General features: G+C 68.9%; 2 protein-coding genes. One reads left to right on the top strand and one right to left on the bottom strand.

What is annotated here, in order from left to right; genetic code table 11:
- A partial coding sequence (locus tag ACWDNU_RS47120; protein ID WP_449673616.1) for a methylenetetrahydrofolate reductase occupies window positions 1-514 on the top strand: 514 nt, incomplete at its 5' end.
- Here ACWDNU_RS47120 and ACWDNU_RS47115 read toward each other — a convergent pair.
- The coding region (locus ACWDNU_RS47115) for a DUF2867 domain-containing protein (RefSeq protein ID WP_449673615.1) at window positions 504-1,032 on the bottom strand (529 nt) is incomplete at its 5' end. The two genes, ACWDNU_RS47120 and ACWDNU_RS47115, sit on opposite strands and share 11 nt — an antisense overlap.

Raw genomic sequence — 1,032 nt, 5'->3', positions numbered from 1 at the left:
ATCCAGGCCGCGCTCGAGGTGCGCAACGAGGAGTGGCGCGAGGAGCTGCCGCTCATCGAGGAGTGGTTCGCGACACGACACCCGGCAGCTGGCCGCGAAACTGCGTGCGGGCGCGGAGTATTCGATCACCCAGATGTTCTTCGACGTCGAGCACTACCTGCGACTGCGCGACCGGGTGGTGGCGATGGACCCGGTCGAGGGCGCCAAGCCGATCATCCCCGAGCTGATGCCGATCACCTCGCTGCGCACCGTGCAGCGCGCCGAGGAGCTGTGCGGTCGTCCGCTCGAGCCGTCGGTGCTGGCCCGGCTGACCCGCGCCGCGGGCACCGGCCCGGAAGAGGACAAGGCGGCCGTGCGCGCCGAGGGCATCCAGATCGCCACCGAGATGGCCCAGCGCCTGATCGACGAGGGCGCCCCCTGCCTGCACTTCATCACCCTGAACTTCGCGAAGGCGACCAGCGAGGTCCTCACCAACCTCGGCTACGGCGTGACGGCGGCCCCGCTCAGCGCGTGAGCGTCAGCTCGGTCCACACCCGCTCCCAGTTCCTGGTCATCGCCGGATAGACGATCAGGTACCGGAACGGCTTGATGAAGGCCATGTAGGCGCGCCCGAACCATCCGTTCGGTTTCACCAGCACCGCCATCTGCAGGTGGTAGCCGGGCCCGTCGTCGTCGGGCACCCACCCCAGGTGCATCACCCCGTGCATGGTGCCGTTGGCGATCTCGGCGGCGTATTCGTCGTCGAGGACGTACACGCTGGTGAACGGGCTGTCCGTGTCATCGGGCACCGGCGTGTCCCGTAGGTCGGCGGGCAACCGATCCCGCAGCGACGGCACCCGCCTACCCGTTCCGGCCGACTCCCGATCCCACCCGAACACCTCGCCCAGCTTCCAGCGGATCGTGAACAACACCCCGGTGACGCCGGACGACTCGGACGCCCGCTCCGCCTGCAACGCCGCGAGCAAAACGGGAAAATCCCCGGCCTGCCCACCCGGCGTCCGAAACCGCCACACATCCTCGACCTCGAAATCC

The organism is Amycolatopsis sp. NPDC003676 (genome assembly GCF_053587275.1).
The sequence above is the reverse complement of the archived record's forward strand: the minus strand, read 5'-3'. Positions and strand labels throughout refer to the sequence as shown.